Origin of the sequence: Mesorhizobium sp. WSM4312, assembly GCF_002294875.1 — a bacterium.
In the GTDB taxonomy this organism is placed as follows: Bacteria; Pseudomonadota; Alphaproteobacteria; order Rhizobiales; family Rhizobiaceae; genus Mesorhizobium.
In genome coordinates this window covers 1-15,417 of the sequence record NZ_NSFU01000019.1, presented here as the reverse complement: position 1 = coordinate 15,417, position 15,417 = coordinate 1, and the positions used below count along the sequence as shown (strand labels likewise).

13 protein-coding genes and 1 pseudogene are annotated in these 15,417 nt (G+C 63.4%); 11 read left to right on the top strand and 3 right to left on the bottom strand.

Features of this window, described 5'->3' with window-relative positions:
• Window positions 1-47: 47 nt before the first annotated feature.
• From CK228_RS27345 to CK228_RS27325, 5 genes are all read left to right on the top strand, one after another.
• On the top strand, window positions 48-827 hold the full coding sequence (locus CK228_RS27345; protein ID WP_095789888.1) for a PP2C family serine/threonine-protein phosphatase: 780 nt from the start codon (window positions 48-50) through the stop codon (window positions 825-827).
• Window positions 824-3,460 (top strand): serine/threonine-protein kinase, encoded by a 2,637-nt coding sequence (locus CK228_RS27340; protein WP_095789818.1) that lies wholly within the window; start codon window positions 824-826, stop codon window positions 3,458-3,460. Before CK228_RS27345 ends, CK228_RS27340 begins: the two co-directional genes overlap by 4 nt.
• 102 nt (window positions 3,461-3,562) lie before the next feature.
• Window positions 3,563-3,973, top strand: coding sequence for a DUF1036 domain-containing protein (locus CK228_RS27335; RefSeq protein ID WP_245438127.1), 411 nt, complete (start codon window positions 3,563-3,565; stop codon window positions 3,971-3,973).
• Window positions 3,970-6,405, top strand: a complete 2,436-nt coding sequence (locus CK228_RS27330) for a M23 family metallopeptidase (protein WP_095789817.1) — start codon at window positions 3,970-3,972, stop codon at window positions 6,403-6,405. The genes CK228_RS27335 and CK228_RS27330 overlap by 4 nt, the downstream gene beginning before the upstream one ends.
• A gap of 301 nt (window positions 6,406-6,706) precedes the next feature.
• On the top strand, window positions 6,707-8,032 hold the full coding sequence (locus tag CK228_RS27325; protein ID WP_095789816.1) for a caspase domain-containing protein: 1,326 nt from the start codon (window positions 6,707-6,709) through the stop codon (window positions 8,030-8,032).
• A gap of 84 nt (window positions 8,033-8,116) precedes the next feature.
• On the opposite strand, the gene CK228_RS27320 is transcribed toward CK228_RS27325, so the two are convergent.
• A complete protein-coding gene (locus CK228_RS27320) occupies window positions 8,117-8,620 on the bottom strand; it encodes an OmpA family protein (RefSeq protein WP_095789815.1) in 504 nt (167 codons plus the stop codon).
• On the opposite strand from CK228_RS27320, the gene CK228_RS35465 reads away from it, so the two are divergent.
• Together CK228_RS35465 and CK228_RS27315 are read left to right on the top strand one after the other, a co-directional pair.
• A complete protein-coding gene (locus CK228_RS35465) occupies window positions 8,619-8,765 on the top strand; it encodes a hypothetical protein (protein WP_179296064.1) in 147 nt (48 codons plus the stop codon). The two genes, CK228_RS27320 and CK228_RS35465, sit on opposite strands and share 2 nt — an antisense overlap.
• 64 nt (window positions 8,766-8,829) lie before the next feature.
• Complete coding sequence (locus CK228_RS27315) at window positions 8,830-9,366, top strand: hypothetical protein (RefSeq protein WP_245318277.1); 537 nt, start codon at window positions 8,830-8,832, stop codon at window positions 9,364-9,366.
• A 46-nt stretch (window positions 9,367-9,412) separates the two neighbouring features.
• Here CK228_RS27315 and CK228_RS27310 read toward each other — a convergent pair whose 3' ends face one another.
• Window positions 9,413-10,636, bottom strand: coding sequence for a caspase domain-containing protein (locus tag CK228_RS27310; RefSeq protein ID WP_095789814.1), 1,224 nt, complete (start codon window positions 10,634-10,636; stop codon window positions 9,413-9,415).
• Window positions 10,637-10,658: 22 nt separating this feature from the next.
• A complete protein-coding gene (locus tag CK228_RS27305; protein ID WP_095789813.1) occupies window positions 10,659-11,759 on the bottom strand; it encodes an OmpA family protein in 1,101 nt (366 codons plus the stop codon).
• Between the two features lie 612 nt (window positions 11,760-12,371).
• Between CK228_RS27305 and CK228_RS27300 the strand changes: the two genes are divergently transcribed.
• The 4 genes and pseudogenes from CK228_RS27300 to CK228_RS36020 form a co-directional block, all read left to right on the top strand.
• Window positions 12,372-12,806: a hypothetical protein gene (locus CK228_RS27300; protein WP_095789812.1), complete on the top strand. Its 435-nt coding sequence runs from the start codon at window positions 12,372-12,374 to the stop codon at window positions 12,804-12,806.
• A gap of 167 nt (window positions 12,807-12,973) precedes the next feature.
• Window positions 12,974-13,969, top strand: a complete 996-nt coding sequence (locus CK228_RS27295) for a L,D-transpeptidase (RefSeq protein WP_095789811.1) — start codon at window positions 12,974-12,976, stop codon at window positions 13,967-13,969.
• A gap of 210 nt (window positions 13,970-14,179) precedes the next feature.
• Window positions 14,180-14,974, top strand: coding sequence for an HdeD family acid-resistance protein (locus CK228_RS27290; protein WP_245438126.1), 795 nt, complete (start codon window positions 14,180-14,182; stop codon window positions 14,972-14,974).
• 307 nt (window positions 14,975-15,281) lie between these two features.
• Window positions 15,282-15,417, top strand: a pseudogene (locus tag CK228_RS36020) (molecular chaperone Hsp20); the annotation flags it as partial.

Below are 15,417 nucleotides of genomic sequence, written 5' to 3'. Positions count from 1 at the left end.
GCCCATGATTGGTCACAGAGGACGCTCGCGAAGCGCTTGGTGGCAAATTGAACTCTGTCGTCCTTCCCATCGAAAGCTTCGGCGTAAGCCATAAGGGCTGCGTGCGCGACCACAATGAGGACAACTACCTGATAGAGCCGCAGACCGGCCTGTGGGTGGTGGCCGACGGCATGGGCGGGCACGAGGCCGGCGAGGTCGCATCGGCCAGCATCGTCGATCATCTGGCGACGATCGGCATTGCGAGCTCGGCGCCGGACCTTCGCGCGCGCTTCGAAGACCGGCTGAGCCGCGCCAATTCCGAGATCCGCGACATCTCGCGATCGCGCGGCATCACCATCGGCTCCACCTTCGCGGCCTTGCTTGCAATGGACGGACGCTTCGCCTGCTTGTGGGCCGGCGACAGCCGCATCTATCTGGTCCGCAACGGTGTGATCTTTCAGGTCTCGAAGGATCACACCGAGGTCCAGGAACTGCTGGACCGCGGCATGATCAGCGCGGAGGAAGCGCTTACCTGGCCGCGCCGCCATGTCATCACCCATGCGGTCGGCGTCAGCGATGAGCTCGAGATCGATTTCCAGCAGGGCGAGCTGATGCCGGGCGATGTTTTCGTCCTGAGCACCGACGGACTGACGGCGCATGTCAGCGACGCCGAGATCGAAGCCGCGGTGATATCCGCAACGCCGCAGGCGGCGTGCCGAAGCCTGCTGGAGACGGTGCTGGCGCGCGGCGGAACCGACAATGTGACCATCGTACTCGTGAAGATCGGCGGCGGGCGCAACGGCGCGCTCCATTCGGATCGGTCCGGAGCGGAGAGCCTGGCGAGATGAGCGACGAGGACAAGACCCGGATATCGACGAACGACATCTATGCCGGCGTCGGCACGCAGCTCAGCGGCATTTACGAACTCGACGAGAGGATCGCCTCCGGCGGGATGGGAGAAGTCTATCGCGGCCACAATATCCAAACCGGCGACCATGTGGCGATCAAGATCGTACTGCCCGAATTCGCCCGCGATCAGACGATCCTGTCGCTGTTCCGCAAGGAAGCGTCGATCCTCAACCACCTGTCGCATGACGCGGTGGTGCGCTATCACGTCTTCACCATCGATCCGAGGATCGGCCGCCCCTATCTGGCGATGGAGTTCGTGGACGGCCAATCACTATTCGACGTGATGCGTCGCGGAGCGATGCCGGGGGGAGAAGTGCGGCGGCTTTGCCATCGCCTGGCTTCGGGGCTCGCCGCGGTGCACCAGGCGGGCGCGGTTCACCGAGACCTCTCGCCGGACAACATCATCCTGCCTGGCGGGCGGGTGGAGAGCGCCAAGATCATCGATTTCGGCATCGCCCGATCGGCCGCCGTTGGCGGTGAAACGCTGATCGGCGGGAAGTTCGCCGGCAAATACAATTACGTTTCGCCCGAACAGCTCGGTCTCTATGGCGGTGAGGTCAGCGAGCAGTCCGATATCTATAGCCTCGGACTGGTGCTCGCCGCGGCATTGCGCGGAAAGCCGCTCGATATGAGCGGCTCGCAATATGAGGTGATCGAGAAACGCCGGACCGTGCCGGACCTGTCTGACATCGACCCCGATTTCCAAGAGCTCATTGCCGCGATGCTGCAGCCGGATCCGCGCGATCGGCCGGCCAGCATGGCCGAGATCGCCAGGGCAACGCGTGGCGAAGATGTCGACGCGACATTGCCGCCGGCATCGTATGGTCCGCGTGACCGCGCGGGCTTGCCGCGCGCCGGCTGGACGGCACTGGCCGAGTCCGGGCCGCAGCCTTCGGCCTCCGCGGGCGAAAAACACTTTGTTGAGCATGTGCGACCGGCGCACCTGTCACAACCCCGGCCTGCCCCAGCGCCCGCGCCGGCCAGCACGCCCATGCCGGCTGCCCCGCGAAAACCGTCGCGGATGCCGGCTGTCGCCGGCGGCCTCGTGACGCTGGCGGTCCTGCTGGGCGGCGGCCTTTACTTCAGCGGCGTCCTGGCGCCTCCGCCGGCCGAAGAGAAACTCAAGCCGTTGACACCGAAGCCAGTGCCCAAATCCGGTGTTGAAGCCCCCAAGCCGGTGGCTCAAACGCCGCAGCCGGATGAATCGAACCCTCAGCCGCCGGTGCAGCCTCAGCCAGAGCCTTCAAAATCCGACAATGCCGCCACCATCGAGACGGTGAACCCACCTGCCCTGCCGGATGCACAGGTGAAGCCCCCGATGCCGGCCGAGAACCAGGCGGACGCCGCGGGCGAGCAGAAACCGGAGCCGGCCAAGCCTACCGACACCCCCATGCCGACCACCAGGCCCGAGGCGCCGCCGGCAACGGAAGCACGGCAACCCGCCGAGCAGGCGCCGGTGGCGCCCCCCGTCGGCAAGCCAGCGCCGCCTGCGGCCCAGCCCGAAACCACGGACAACAGTCAGGCGCAAGTGCCCCCGGTCGAGACCAAGCCTGCCCAGGAACCGACCGCGAACCCGCCGAAGACGTCCGCGCCAAGCCAGGCGGAGGCAGGGAGCAAGCCGGCGCAGCAGGCAAATCCGCCGGCGACAGAACCCAGTGCAACGGACCTGGTCGAGATCCTTTCCAAGCTGGCCACGCCGGGGGCTTCCTCGCCGCCGGCCTCTGAAAGCCGGTTGCCGACGCAGCCGGCCAGCCCGCCGGCGAAACCGGCTGCCCCGCCCCCGACGGCCAGCCAGCCGATACCACCAACCTCGCCATCAGAGCCGACACAGATGGCGAAGCCGTCGCAGCAACCACAGCCACCGGCAACCACACGGCCCGATACCGAAGTCGCGATCGATGTGCCAAAGCCGGCGGTTCCGCCGGGAAAGCCGGTCGACGAGGCGGCGCAACGCGCCTCGTGGGTGCGCGACTTCAGCGGCGGCGACTGTTTCTATGCGTCGCTGACATCGCAAACCGCCAGCTCCGCGGCCATCGAAGGCCTCGCGACAGCCGTGCAGCCCTTCGAGCAGATGCTCAACGCTTTTCGCTCGAGGTTCCATCTCGAGCCGGACATCAATGTCCATCTTATCGAGCAGCCTCAGTGTGAAGTGACCAACTTCCTGCGCGTCCTCGACCGGAACCGTGTGGAAAGTCCGCAGCTCGTTCTCGACCGGACATCGGTGCCGGATGGCGCGCCGATCAGTGGCACGCTGGTAACGCGTGGCGGGCTGGTTTCCAACGTCATGCTAATCGACCACAGGGGCATCGCCTTCAACCTCGATGATCGCATCGTGGCGCAGACCGACAAGGCGACCTTCAACATCCCGATCGGTCTAGGCGCCGCCGACAAGTCGGCCGGCAAACCCCTGCCGCAGATCATGCTGGTGATCGCCGGGCCGAAGGACATCCAGGCCGCGATGTTCTCGAAACCGACACCGGTCTCCGAGCTTTTGCCAAAGATGCTCGAGGAGATCGGCGCCGACGGCTCGCAGTTCTCCGCCACCGCCAAGTATTTCCGGCTCGGCGGATAGATATGAACGCCGATGGACCTTCGCCCCTCGCATTCATTTTGCCGGCCTTCGTCACACGCAAAGCCTAGCTGGCTTCGATTGTTGGCGGATTTCTCCGGCCGCTTGGCATTCTCCGCGCTGTCCGGCGCGGCGCTGCTCGTTATCTTCTCGACCAACAGCGCGCATGCCGAATTCACCGTCTGCAACCAGACGCTCGACGTCGTCAACCTCGCCGTCGGACAGAAGGTCGACAATGCCGACCAGACCGACGGCTGGTGGACCATCGGCGCCAACCAGTGCGTGAACGTCATCCGCGAGGAACTGGCCAACCGCTACATCTACCTCTACGCGACCGACGTGTTCGGCCATGCGATCCTCAACGGATCGACCGAGATGTGCGCCGATCGGCGCCGCTTTTCCATCCGTGGCATCGAGGAGTGCTGGCAGCGCGGTCATATCGCGGCGCGTTTCGTCGAGGTCGATACGCTGGAGCAGGTGCGCTGGACCTATTTCCTGACCGGAAACAGCCCGTGACGCACAGCATCGACACGAGCTTCAAACAGAAGAGACTGGCGCGCCTGGCCGAGCGCAGACGCAAACTCTGGCGCCGCGTTGTTGCTGGCGTTGCAACGCTCACCGTCATCGCGATCGCCACCGGCTTCTATCTTACCAAGGACAACTGGTCGTTCGGCGACGAGGACGAGGAACTGCATCCCGTCGAAGGCATGGAAGACGTGCCGCCCGACGCCTCGGTCTATGTGCCTGCCATCATCGACCTTGCCGGTGACCCGATGTGGATCACGCTGGCGCCCGACGCGGACACCGCCACGAAGGGCCACACGGTTGCGCGCCCGGCCGAACTCGACAGTTCCGGGGCCTCGCCGCAGATCGAGATTCTGTCCGACGTGATGCTGAGCGCCAGCGAGAAGTTCATGACGACGATCCCGTCGACGCAGGAGGATTTTGCCTTCTTCAAGGCGCAGCGGCAGACTGCTGCGAAGTCTTCAACCGCAGCGCCTGACGATCAGCAGCCGACCTCGCCCGCACCTGCTGCGGCGCCCAACGACCAACCGGGCGATCTGGCAAACGACCTGCAGGCGCCGCCGGACGAGGGCGAGATCCCCGCCGGCTCGGCGCCCAAGGCCGACGCGGACGACCCCGAGGCCGGCTGGGGCGAGACCATCGACCAGGGCGAGGCAGCGCTCCCCGCCTTCAAGAAAACCGCGATCGAAAACAACACCACCGTCGCCACGGTCACCAGCGAATATCAGCGCTTCGCGGCGACCGAGGACACTTTCGTGAAAATCCTCAACGACCGCAGCCTGGATAGCGTGGCGCTCGACGCGCATTTCTCCGCGGACGACGCCAGGCTTGCCGGCGAGGCGCTGAAGGCGGTGTTCAAGCGCGACGGGCTCGAGGCCGGTTTCGTGGTCGCCATGCGCGGCTTCCGGCCGAACCGCGAGACGACCACCATGTCGCTGATGCAGGTCTCGGTCTACGCCAGGAACGTCTATGTCGGCACGCTGACGCGCAACACGGCGGGCGCCTTCGTTTCCGGCGTCGACCCCTGGGTTCGCGAGGACCTCTTCAACTATTCCGGTGCCTCCGACCAGGGCGGGCCCAAACGGCAGTACCGCCTGCTCGACGCGATCTACTCGACCGCGGCACGAAACAAGGTGCCGACCAGCGTGATCGGCGAAGCGATCATGTATCTGTCGAGGGGACAGGATCTCGACGCTTTCGCCAGCGAGGACCAGCGCCTGGTGATGATCTACTCGCAGACGCCGCGCGACCAGGGCGAGATCTCCGGACGGGTGCTTTACGTCGGTGTCCTGGGTAAGGACAAGAACCTCGACTGCTTCGTCTTCCAGCAAAGCGACGGCCAATACGCCTGCGTGACCGGCGATGATCAGGTCCGCTCGCTGAACGTCACCAACGGCATGGTCACGCCGGTCGCCGGGGTGATGACGTCGACCTTCGGCCCGCGCAAGCATCCGATCCTCGGGACGGTTCGGATCCACAAGGGTGTCGACTGGGCGGCTCCGGTCGGGGCGCCGGTCATGGCCGCCTTCGACGGCGAGATTTCCTTCCAGGGCGATGGCGGCAGCTATGGCAATCTGGTCAAGATCACGCATGCCAACGGCCGCGAGACGCGCTACGCGCACATGCAAAAATTCGCCATCGCAAGCGGCGTCGGCACCAAGGTGAAGGCCGGCGACGTCATCGGCTACATCGGCACCACGGGGCTTTCGACCGGCCCGCATCTGCATTTCGAGCTCTACGAGAACGGCGAGGCGATCGACCCGCTCGGGACAGTCACCACGGTCGCCACCGCCGTTTCCGTCAGTTCCGGCGGGCCCGGCGATTCCGCGGTCGAGACGCTGACCGACCGGATCGTCCATGTCGAAAGCGGCGGCAGCGCCCGCGCCAAGAATCCCAACTCGTCGGCAACCGGCGCCGGCCAGTTCATCACCAAGACCTGGATCCGGATGATGAATACCTATCGTCCCGACCTTGCCCGATCGCTTTCGACCGCCGACCTGCTCGCGCTTCGCTATGACGCGACGCTGTCGCGCGAAATGGTGCGCAACCTGGCGCGCGAAGGGGAGGCCTATCTGCGCGCCCGCGGCCACCAGATCACCGCCGGGCGTCTTTATCTCTGCCACTTCCTTGGCATGGAAGGAGCGCACCAGGTGCTGGCCGCGTCCGGCTCGTCGCAATTGACCGCCGTTCTGGGCGCAGCCGTGATCCAGGCCAATCCGTTCCTGACCGGCAAGACCGTCGGCTACGTCATCGATTGGGCCGAGCGGAAAATGGGGCAGAAAGTGCCGCGCGTGGTGACCGATCAGAGCCAGCCGGCGACAACCACGACCGAGGTCCGGCAGACGTCGCCGGAGTTCGAGAAATACAAGCAGGCGATAACCGCGCTGCTCAATTCAATCCAAGAGACGCTTGAGCCGGGCTGAGCAATTCCAGGAAAAGTGTGAACGGTTTTCCCGGGAAGAGCGCGTAGCGCTTGCCCTTGGGAATTGCGTCAAAACAAAGAATTGGACCGTCCCGGCTCAAGGGCGGCACGATCGCCTGCTCGATCGGTTTTGACACCGGCATTTCGGCAAATATTTGCTGAGGCCAGGTGCATTCGGTGAACCTAAGCCGTCGTCGGGCTACACAAGCCTGAGAGCCATTTTGGCAGATGCGACTTATGGCTGACGAAATGAGCATGCGCAGAGATCGATAGCGTGCCCCGATGGGCCGGAGGGCTGATCCATGAAACTGTTTGCCATCCTTTTGAGCGGAGTTGTCCTTTCCATCCTTGCCGCCTTCGGCGTCCAGGCCGCAACGGCCGGGGGCAAGCGTGTCGCGCTGGTCATCGGCAACAGCAAATATGTCAACGCCGTCGCCTTGCCCAACCCGGCGAACGACGCCCACTTGATTGCGTCGACGCTGCGCAACGCCGGCTTCGACGTGATCGAAGGCGTCGACCAGGACAATGCCGGCATGCATGGCCTGATCAGCAAATTCACCGAAGAATCCTACAACGCCGACCTCGCGGTCATCTTCTACGCCGGCCACGGCATGCAGGTCGACGGCAAGAACTATCTCATACCGGTCGATGCCGATCTGACCTCGCCCGCCTATCTCAAGACCCGCACGGTTCAGATCGACGAGTTCATGGCGGCGCTGCCTGCCGATCCCGCTGTTGGCATCATCATTCTCGATGCCTGCCGCGACAATCCGCTGGGTCGTGCCCTGGCTGCGGCTCTGCCCAAAAGCCGCTCGCTTGGCGCCGGCCTCGCGCCGGTGGATGCAAAGGCGGACGGCGTCGGCACCGGCGGTGTCCTGATCGCTTACGCAACCGATCCCGGCGCTATCGCTTTCGACGGTGACGGCTTAGACAGCCCCTACTCGCTGGCGTTGGCCAAGCACCTGACCGAACCCGGTGTCGAGATTCAGAGCGCGCTGACGCGCGTGCGCGGCGACGTGACGGAAGCAACGCAAGGCCGGCAGCGCCCATGGCACAACGCATCGCTGGGACGCGAGGTTTTCCTTGGCAAGCCGTCGGCACAAGCCGCGGGGGCGCCGATCGCCGATGCAGCCGGGACGACGGCCTCGCCTGCCCCCGCGCCGTTGGCCAGCGATCCGCCGTCCTGGGAGGTCGAGCAGCGGCTTTGGGACGAGGCTTCGAAGAAGAATGCCATTCCCTATTACGAGGCCTATCTCGACCAGTTCCCGAGCGGCCCCTTCGCCACGGTGGCAAGGCTCGACATCGACCAGCTGAAGGCCCCCAAGGCGGGCAAGCAGGTCGCGGCGCTCGACACGAGCGATGCGGACGCGAGTGCCGGCTCGGCCGTTCGTACCTCGGCCGCCGACCAGGTCCGCGCCGCACCACCGAAGAAACAGGTCGTGCAGAAGACCCGCACGCTGAAACCGGTGGCGCAGCGGAAACCGCGAAGACAGCAGATCGTCGAGCGCTGGCGCAACAGGGAGATTGTGATGCGCGACGAGCCGCGCCGGAGAGACAACAATGACTTCCTGACCAAGGCGCTGATTTTCGGCAGCGGCGTCGTGATCGGCGGCGCGATGAGATATTGATCATGGCCAGTCAAAGGGAACCTGCGCTGGACGAGTTCCCTTTTGCCGCTATCGCTGTCGACGGATCGGCCTGGCGGCGACCGCCTACTCCGTCCTGATGCGCATTTCCACGCGCCGGTTGACCGGATCGTAAGGATTGGCGACACGCGGGTGCGACTTGCCAAGGCCGATTGCTTCAAGCCTGGCAGGTTCTACGCCGTTCGCTTCGAGGAAAGCTGCCACCGACTGGGCCCTCCGCTGCGACAGGTCCTGGTTGTAGCGATCCGGGCCGGTTGCATCGGTATGACCTTCAACGACAAAGCTGAACGTGCTCAGCCGATTGTCCTTCAGCGCCTTGGCGAACTCGTCGAGTTCGGTACGCGCCGTCTGGTCGAGTTGCGCGGAATCAAGGGCGAAATTGATCATCATGTCGAGACCGGTCTTTTGTGCAGCCGAGCCAGTCTTCTCGGCCTTGCTCTTGCACTCTTCCTCCGTGCCGACGCAGATGCCGCGCGCGGCACCCAGATTGCCGGGCTGTCCGGCGAAGAACTTGACGATGTCTTCCGATTTCTGAAGCGGATCGGCAAAGACGTGCGTTGCAAGAAGCATGGCCGCCAATGCCAAGGCTGAACTGCCCCATCGCATGACCGTCACTCCTGTCCAAGAGGATTTCGCTGGCGCATCATATCAAATCGGCAAGCGATTGTCTGTGAACAAACGCATGCCGCCCTGGTCGCCGCCTGCCAACGACTGACGCTTGACCGGCGCGCGGCCACAGGCTTGAGTGCTGTTCTGGTGGTTCTTGGGGTGTGGCAGCCATGGCCAATGAACTCGGATACAGAACGGCACGGGATCTGTTTCTCGCTTGTCCCGCCATCGCCAGGGACATGAAGTCGCTGGCCACCGGCCAGCCGCCGCTTGATTTTTGCCGAGCCTTGCTTGCCGGGCGCGTGCCGGAAGAAGCAGTCACGTTCTGTGCCTACCTGCTGCCCGAGCGAGCCGCCGTCTGGTGGGGACATGAATGCCTGAGCAATCTCGCCGAGCTCCTCGCGGACCGGGATCTCGAATTGCTGGCGCTTGTCCACGACCGCGTCGGCGAACCTGACAATCCCCACCATCAAGCAGTCTTGAGCAATTCCCTGGACCTGCCGCCGGCGACGCCGGCCGCCTGGATCGCTCTGGCAGCGGTATGGCGCGATCCGACCCTCGACATGGTGTCGACCGGATTTCCTGCCGCCCATGCCGTGAATGCCGGAATTCTGGCCGGGCTGGCCCGCGCCTCGCTGGCGGACCGGTTTTCCGTGCTTTCGGCCTTTGTCGAAATGGGCATCCAGATGGCGGAGATGGCGACGTAACGGCATTCGCCGATCGCTGCCCGTCATCGCTGGTATCAGGCCGGCATTATTGGCAGCCGCCTTGCGCCCATCTGGCCAGCGCGACCTTGAAGCGGGTACCGAGCGGATGCTGCAGGCGCAGGACCGAGACGTCGTTGGCGGCGAAATTTTTCGCCTGCTCGCAAAGCCGGACCTCATTCCACTCATGGCAGTTGTTGCAGTGCTTGCCTTGCCAGACCGATTTGTCGAGGCCTTCCACCGGACTGAAAAGCGGTTCGCTCTTGATAAGTTGGGCGATGCTCTTGCCGTCGATCGCGGGGTCGCCGAACTTCACGGGACGATCGAAAAGGATAGGACCGTCTGTAGCCAGCTTCGGGATTTTCGCACGCAGCGTCTCAAGCGCAAGCTGGTCGGCATTCTGGCCTGGCGAAGCGCCGGTGTTGCGCGTGTCGGATCCGGCTTCAGATTTCGGGGGGCTCGCCTCGCCGACGATCAGCGGCGCCTTGAGATCGACCTTGTGCAGGACGACCTCGGTGGTCAAGGAAACATTGATCCAGGGGCGTTGCTTGCCGGCGGTCGCCTTGAAGACGTCGCTGGTCACCCTGTTCATCGCTTCGGTGATGGAGACATTGGATTCCCCAATGTGCTGAAGCAATGCCGTCGTGAAGGGCGAGTGATCGCCGGACCCGTCATAGGCGAGCTGGTTGGGACTGGCGGCAAAGGCGACGAGCGTTCCGGCGCCGCCATTCTCGATCGGAATTTCCGCAAGGCCGCTGCTTGCTCCCTTGACGCCGGCGGTCTTTGCCAGCACCTCGGCCAGAGGATTGTCCCGGCATGCGTCCAAAAACACCAGCCTTATGCTGGTCTCGCGAGACATCTGACGCAAAATGAAATCGACCGACACGGCCTCGAAGTCGAGCGAGGTCTCGTCCTCGAGCGCGGCATCCACCGGAAGCAGATAGTTCTTGCCTGAAACCTGCAGGCCATGGCCGGCATAGAAGAAAAGCGCCACATCGGCGCCGCGCACCTGCTTGGCGAACTGGGCGACCGTGGCCTGCGTCTGCTGCTTGGTGAGGTCGAAGCCGGATATCACCTCGAAACCAAGGTTCTGCAGGCGATCGGCCATCGCTTGGGCATCGCGTGCAGGATTGGCGAGCGGCGCTGCGTGCTGATATTGCGAGTTGCCGAGCACCAGCGCGATACGGCGCTCGGCACTGGCGGCCGTCGAGGTCAAAAGCAGGACAAGGGCGACAAGGCCGGCGCCGCGAAGCAAGACGGCGCAAAAGGCCATTGTACGGGAACCCACCCCGACCTCAGTTCGCGAGCTTCGTGGCGGAGAACTCGATCCGCCGGTTGAGCGCCTTGTTCTTCGGCGTGTCGTTGGCGGCAACCGGGCTCTCCTCGCCATGGCCGGCGGCAGTGATCTGCTGACGCGGCACGCCACCGGCGACCAACGCATCGGCAACCGCCTGCGCGCGCCGTTCGGAGAGCGCCTTGTTGGCCTCGGGCGAGCCGTCCGAGTCCGTATAGCCGGAGACCTCCACCTTCAAGGTCGGGCATTTGCCGACGACACCTTCGACTTCGGCGAGCAGCGGACGGCTCTTGGCATCGAGCCGGGCGCTGGCCGGACGAAAGTAGATGGCGCCGGTGCGCGACAACACGGCAAACCGGTTGAGGCACTCCTCGTCGCTGAAATTGGCCTTCGCCGCGTCGGTGGCCACGGGACCGACATCGGCGGTGCCGGCAGCGACCGTCTGCACCGCGGCCGGCTTGCTGCCTTCGGCGACGAAGACGAAGTCGAAGGACACCGAGGCGGTGGGCACGATGTTCGTCACATTGGCGGCCTGCTGCAGCTTGTCGACGTTCGGCAGCAGGCCGAAATCCTCGACATGCACCGCGACGGGAGCCTCTGACGCCACGGAAACCTGGGTGTCGCTGATCATGGTGACGACGACGCTCGCCTCCAGATCCTTGTCGACGCCGTGCAGGCTAAGCCGGAACGGCAAGCTTGCCTTGATCCGGCGTTTGGCCGGCAAGTCGGCAAAGGCCGCCGGGTCCACCTTCGCCGTCAGCTCGGCCGTCGGATACTTGAATGTTTCGAAGAACAGGAAGCGCATGCGCACATTGCGCAGGTCGACGCCGGTGTCGACGGAATTGAGATCGAAGCTGACCTTGGCGTCACCCGCAGCGCTGAGCGTGCCGGTGATATTCCTGATCTTGTTGGTCTCGACGATCGTGTTCTTCTTGACCGACTGATAGGTGAGCACCGAGGCGTCAGGATCGAGCGTCCAGTTCGGCGCGGCGTTGGCGGCGTGCGGTTCGAAGACCAGCAAGCCCAGCAGCGCGGCAAGGACCAAACCAAAGGCTCCGGCCTTCGCGCGCACTTTTCGACAGAATACGACGACTTCGAACATGGAACGCCCCCGCCAGGACAACCTATCTCGATACCGCAGGAGATGGCAGCATAGAGCAGTTGCCCTTGCTTGGCGAGCGGTTACGGCACGCCATGGTAGCCGCGATGCCAGGGTATGAAGTTACCTTGTTGATCTCCGTCACCAGCTGCTACCACCGCCGGAACTACCGCCACCGTTACCTCCACCCAAAGGAGCGACGACCGGCGGGGCTTCGGTTTGGGCCGGCTCGATCGTGCGAACGGCCTTCGCCCGGTGTTGGTGTTTCGTCGTCGAGGCCGGATCGACCCTAGGCGTCACCGTTGTGCACCCGGCAACAGCCAGAGCGCCGGATAGAATTGTCGCGACGATTGCCTGTTTTGATGCCCAACCCACCACATTGCCTTCTTGTTGATCAGGCCGCACGAAATCTGCCCCTGCCGTTGGAACATTAGAGATCGATAACGGTTCTTTCGCTTATACCGCTGTGTGGTGTCGGCTGAAGGTCGCTTGAGGAACCCGAGCGGCTCGCGCCCATGATCTCTTAGCCGCGAGCTCTCAGACGTCGAGCTGAAGACCCTAGGTCGAAGACGACAGGCTGCGGACGCCGCTGAAAGCTAAGAACAGGAGCTAATCATGAAACATCAGACACTTGAGGAACTGCAGTCGATCGCCGACATCAATCCGAAGGCGCCGGCTCTGCCGATGACCAGAAAGCAACGGATCGAACGGTGGGCGGAACTGCTCGAAATGAATCCGTCGCGCTGCCTGACCGCGCTCACCGGTACCGAGCGTCTTAACTCCGGGCTCCGCGAAGAGGCACGGGCAACCGGGTCGCCGATCACGGTTGCCTTCGATGATTCATTGCTGCGTGCATCGGGCCTGAAATCGGACACTTACGGCGAAGCCAAGCGCTTCTTCGAACTGTCCGACTGGCAGTTGCACGACATCGTCTGCAGTTGCCATGCCGGTGCCACGATGCGGGCCGACTGGGCGGCCGGCAGAGTGCGCAGGGTGCTCGGAGGCAGCAAGGTTCTTGCATGGCTGAGAAGTATAATGGTGCACGGTTGAGCGCCAGACGCTAGGTCAGCGAAGACGCCGCGCCGCCTCGGCTGCAAAATTGCCAGCTGGCGAGGCGGCGCTCGCTGGCCTGCGGGGTTTTGCGGAGCATGTCCTGGAGTGGGGCCGGCGACCTGGCCTTGCTGCGTCATGGAAACAGGTACTGGCGGGGTGCATCGATGGTCAGGCTCCTTCTCCTCGTGGCTGCGGCGCTTGCCCTCACTTGCGGCGGGACAGCGGCGGCCAAGCTGGACCTCGCCACTGTCAATCAAGCGCAATTCTCAGCCGAAGGATCGAAAGGCTTCAGCCCGGTTATCCTGAAAGCGCAGATACTTTTGGATCGCGCCCGCTTCTCGCCAGGCTTGATCGAGGGCCGCTTCTCGGAGAACGTCGCAAAGGCCATCAGGGCCTTTCAGACTGCGAACGGATTGCCCTCCGATGGGAAGCTCACGCTGGAGACCTGGGACAGGCTGACGGCAACCTCCACCAACCCGGTTGTGGTGAGCTACGAGCTGACGCGCAAGGATCTAAGCGGACCCTTTACCAAGCGCATTCCGGCGCGCATGGAGAGGATGGCCCACCTGCGGAGGCTCGGCTATCACAACGTCACGGAGAAGCTCGCCGAGCGCTTCCACATAAGTGAGCAATTGCTCAGGAGGCTCAATCCGGGCATCGGCTTCAGGAAGGTCGGCACTAAGTTGCTGGTTCCGGATGTAGACCGGGGTGATCCTCCCGCCACAATTGCCGGGATCGAGGTCGACAAGGGCGCACGCCTGGTGCGCGTTCTTGATCCTTCCGGTAAATGGCTCGCGGTCTTTCCCGCATCCATCGGCAGCGCCGAGAAGCCGGCGCCGAGCGGCGAGGCGCAGGTCAAGCGCGTCGTGCGCAATCCCACCTATCACTACGATCCGCACTTCGCTTTCAAGGGGGTCAAAGCCAAGCGGCCGTTCACGATTGCGGCCGGACCGAACAATCCCGTGGGGTCGGTCTGGATCGATCTTTCCATCGAGAGCTACGGTATTCACGGCACGCCCGAACCGGGCAAGATCGGCGCGACCTTCTCGCATGGCTGCATCAGGCTGACCAACTGGGATGCCGAGGACCTCGCCTCCATGGTGCAAAAAGGCACGAAAGTCAGCTTCAAGGACGAGATGGCGAACTCAGGCGGCGGGTAGAAGGCGAAGTCCAGCTCGGCCTTCTCGCGTCGTCCTTTGGCCTGGCAACAGCGCGGGCGACGCGCCGTAAACGAAACGCCGCTTCCGGCGTCGGAAGGCATTCGCCGCCGCGGGCGGCGCTCACGGGTGAATGAGCCGGCCGCATTTTCAGAATTATGATCAATCGTCGAGGCGCGTCGGAACCTTTCGTCCGCGATGCACTTCATTTGCATGTCCCAGAAGGTTGAACCCCCAATCCTGCCAGAGGACAGCCCCGATCGGGAGGTCAACTGCGAGGTCGCATTGGAGCCCGCATTCGAGGAACTGGTCGCTTCGTCACAAGCCCGCGGATGGACAGCCCAGGAGACGGCAATAACCCTCCTGAAAATCGCAAAAGCGCATGCGGCCCAGCTTGAGGCCGTCGTAGACACAGACGGCTTTTGGAGGCAGGGCAGGTCGATCTCGTTGGATGCAGCAGCAGACGTCTTTCGCGAGGCGATGCGGCAGACCCTCAGGCAGTACTCACTTTGGTATTTGGTCGAGGGCGCGATGCTGGTCGCAGCCGGAATTCTGGCAGTGACCTTTCCGATGATCTCGTCGATTGCCGTGGTGAACTTGCTCGGCTGGGTGCTGATCGTCAGCGGAGGCCTACAAGGCATAAGCCTGATCGGCGCGGGCCACGTGCCTCATTTCTGGCTGCAACTCATCTCCGTCATCCTTGCTGTGCTGATTGGTCTTCTCTTTCTGCGCCATCCTGGAAACGGACTGCTGACCATCACCTTGCTGCTGATCGTCTTCTTCATGATCGAGGGCATCGCGAAGGTAGTTTTCGCCCTCACCATCCGCCCCTTCCCCAACTGGGGCTGGGTCCTGGGGAGTGGGATGATCGGGATTCTTCTTTCCGTGACGCTGTGGGTCAGGATCCCGGTGACAGCCGTATGGCTGATCGGACTGCTGTTGGGGATAGAATTGATTGGTGTTGGCGCCGCGATTGCTTACCTGGCCTGGCATGTGCGGAAGAGTTGAACGCTTACCGGCTTGGCTGGTCCCAACATCTGTGAAACGTCTAGATCGGGATTTTTCTTGCTGTTGCCGGCCGCGAGACTGCAGAAGTAGCCGCTGGCCAGCACCCCAGCTATCCTGGCAAAACTCACAAATGCCTGCGCCTGTTTGGTTGTCATTTGCTCGGTGATTGCGGCGGTCGCTCTTGACGCGGCGGAAATCGATTCCCAACTCATCTTTGTCGGTCGCCGTGCAAGGGGCCGACGTGTCAGGGAGCGCCAGGCTTCTTGGCGTTCCCTCGTATCTATGTTGCTCCAAGGAGGATGTAGCTATGAGAACGAACGTGGACTTTTCCCCCTTCTATCGGTCGAGCATCGGCTTTGACCGCATCTTCAACCTGCTCGAAAACGCCAGTTCGCCACAGAATGCGGACAACTGGCCGCCTTACGATATCGCCAAGCTCGGCG

Bases quoted from the DNA above. Each gene is read 5' to 3' on its own strand.
- CK228_RS27340 (WP_095789818.1), top strand. From the start codon at position 824: ATGAGCGACGAGGACAAGACCCGGATATCGACGAACGACATCTATGCC.
- CK228_RS27325 (WP_095789816.1), top strand. From the start codon at position 6,707: ATGAAACTGTTTGCCATCCTTTTGAGCGGAGTTGTCCTTTCCATCCTT.
- CK228_RS35465 (WP_179296064.1), top strand. From the start codon at position 8,619: ATGGCCGCCAATGCCAAGGCTGAACTGCCCCATCGCATGACCGTCACT.
- CK228_RS27320 (WP_095789815.1), bottom strand. From the start codon at position 8,620: ATGCTTCTTGCAACGCACGTCTTTGCCGATCCGCTTCAGAAATCGGAA.
- CK228_RS27315 (WP_245318277.1), top strand. From the start codon at position 8,830: ATGGCCAATGAACTCGGATACAGAACGGCACGGGATCTGTTTCTCGCT.
- CK228_RS27310 (WP_095789814.1), bottom strand. From the start codon at position 10,636: ATGGCCTTTTGCGCCGTCTTGCTTCGCGGCGCCGGCCTTGTCGCCCTT.
- CK228_RS27305 (WP_095789813.1), bottom strand. From the start codon at position 11,759: ATGTTCGAAGTCGTCGTATTCTGTCGAAAAGTGCGCGCGAAGGCCGGA.
- CK228_RS27300 (WP_095789812.1), top strand. From the start codon at position 12,372: ATGAAACATCAGACACTTGAGGAACTGCAGTCGATCGCCGACATCAAT.
- CK228_RS27295 (WP_095789811.1), top strand. From the start codon at position 12,974: ATGGTCAGGCTCCTTCTCCTCGTGGCTGCGGCGCTTGCCCTCACTTGC.
- CK228_RS27290 (WP_245438126.1), top strand. From the start codon at position 14,180: ATGTCCCAGAAGGTTGAACCCCCAATCCTGCCAGAGGACAGCCCCGAT.